Annotated in this window: 3 protein-coding genes and 1 pseudogene; all 4 read right to left on the bottom strand. The window is 70.5% G+C overall.

The window, feature by feature from the left end; translation table 11 throughout:
- Positions 1-35: 35 nt before the first annotated feature.
- Positions 36-338: a DUF6127 family protein gene (locus F615_RS0117285; protein WP_019562394.1), complete on the bottom strand. Its 303-nt coding sequence runs from the start codon at positions 336-338 to the stop codon at positions 36-38.
- A gap of 68 nt (positions 339-406) precedes the next feature.
- Positions 407-757: a DUF2793 domain-containing protein gene (locus F615_RS0117280; RefSeq protein ID WP_019562393.1), complete on the bottom strand. Its 351-nt coding sequence runs from the start codon at positions 755-757 to the stop codon at positions 407-409.
- 3 nt (positions 758-760) lie between these two features.
- Complete coding sequence (locus F615_RS0117275) at positions 761-1,393, bottom strand: glycosyltransferase family 2 protein (protein ID WP_019562392.1); 633 nt, start codon at positions 1,391-1,393, stop codon at positions 761-763.
- Positions 1,393-1,910 (bottom strand): annotated as a pseudogene (locus F615_RS19100) (phage tail protein); the annotation flags it as partial. The gene F615_RS0117275 and the pseudogene F615_RS19100, both read right to left, overlap by 1 nt.

Here is a 1,910-nt window from a genome sequence, read left to right as displayed (position 1 = left end):
GGCTCCTCCCAGGAGGCCGCCGAGCAGAGTCTCGATCATTGGCCACCTCCCATGAGCTTGAGTTTGATCGCGGCCCCCACCAGCAGCGCGGCCAGGATGCCGGTCGTGATGACCTTGACGGCGGTCTGCCACGCCGTTCGGCGGGCATCGCGCCACGCTTCCAGCAGATCGCGCAGTTCGCGGATGTCCTTCGCGGCACTGCCGTTCTCCAGGCCCAGGTGGGCAAGGCAACGCTCGGCTCCGCGTTCGGCGGCGCGGTCGAGCAAGTCGTCGAAGTCCTCGCGGCGCAGAAGCAGCATGTTCTCCACGAGCGCGGGCGGTTGTGCGGGTTCGGTCATGGCGGGTCTCCCAAAAATGCGAAACCCGCCACGCGGGCGGGTCCAGGGGTGACGGATCGGTGTGAGGGTCAGATGGCGATGCCGGCGCTCCAGCCAGTGGGCTTGAAGACGGCGAGCTTGGCCTCGTCCTCGATGTAGGCCAGCCATCCGATCTGGGGCGCGTGGTACTCCCAGGTGCCGTCGATTCGCACCGCGATCTGGTCGGCCTTGCCGGCCCAGGCGCCGGTGGCGCTGGCGGGGATGATGTAGCGCTCGCCCTCGGCGGGACTCGCCGGCGGGGTGGTCAGGTCGCGGTCCTTCACGGACAGGCCCACGATGGCGCCAAGGCGCTTGAGGTTGGCATCCATGTCGGTGTGCCAGCCGGACTCGCCCAGCGTCCAGCCGTAGGCAAGGCCCAGGTTCGGATCGGTCAATGGCATGGTCTATCTCCAGGGGTTCGTGGCTTGGTCGATCGTTTGCCGGATACGCCGCACGACAGCCGGGTCTGCGGTGCGATGGACTTGCCGTGGGTGTTGCCGCCAGTGCCGCCCGACGATGGGCAGGTGCAGCACGCCACCGCGCTGGGCCACCAGCCGGGTCAACAGCCAGTCGGCCATGGGGTGGATGTCGGTGGTGGCGGCGAGCACGGCCTCGACCGCAGCGCGGCGCATCACGATCAGGCCGTGCACATGGCTGGCCGAGAGGGCGTGCTGGAAGGCGCTGTAGGCGAGCCGGCGCACGCCGACGTCTCGGCCTTGCTCGTCCATCAGCGCCTCGTCGGTGTAGGCCATCACGGCCTGCGGGCAACCATCGAGCGCATCGGCCAGGTGTGTGAAGGCACTGGCTTCGTACACATCGTCGGGATCGACGAAGGACACCAGCGGCAAGGTTCCTCGCGCGAAGCCTGCCGCGCGCGCATCACCGATCCGGCCGGGAATGCCCGGCAGCACGTGCAGGCGGATCGGCGCGCCGGCGAGGCTGGCAAGACATGCTTCGCGCCACGCAGCCGGCTCGTCGAGCGTGAGCAGGTGCACGTCGATGCGCGGCTGGGGGTGCAGATCGATGGGCGACTCCATCACACCCCTCCCCAGTACTGCCCCCAGCGCAGGCCGTAGCCGGCGCGCTCGGTGGTGCGTGTCTGCGCCTGCCAGCTGCTCAGGCCGTCGCGCTCGGCCTCGATCTCGACGGTGACGGTATCGCCGGCGCTGCCCGCCTCTGCCGCAGCGCTGGCCACGTCCCAGGTCCAGGTGTTGCCGGTGAGGCCGGTCTCGCTGCGCACGAGGGTGCCGTTGCGGTCGCGGAGGCGCACGGTGTAGGTGGTGCCGGGCTCGGGGCCGATGTCGCCCTCGTCCTGGTGCACGAGGTAGGCGGTCTGCTGGATGCGGTCGCGGTGCGCCCAGGTGAGGGTCAGGTCGCCGGCGACCACGGCGGGCTCGCGCTGGGCGTTGAGCCGGATGCGCCCGGGTGGATAGGGCAGTGCTTGGCGGCCGCTGAGCACCAGCGGCTGGCCGTTGGCGGCGAGCACGGCATCGCCCTGGTCGGCGGAGGTGCGCGGGATGGCGGCGACGAACACCGACTCGCCCGGCGCGCGTT

It is taken from the genome of Caldimonas manganoxidans ATCC BAA-369 (assembly GCF_000381125.1).
Classification (GTDB): Bacteria; Pseudomonadota; Gammaproteobacteria; order Burkholderiales; family Burkholderiaceae_C; genus Caldimonas; species Caldimonas manganoxidans.
The sequence above is the reverse complement of the archived record's forward strand: the minus strand, read 5'-3'. Positions and strand labels throughout refer to the sequence as shown.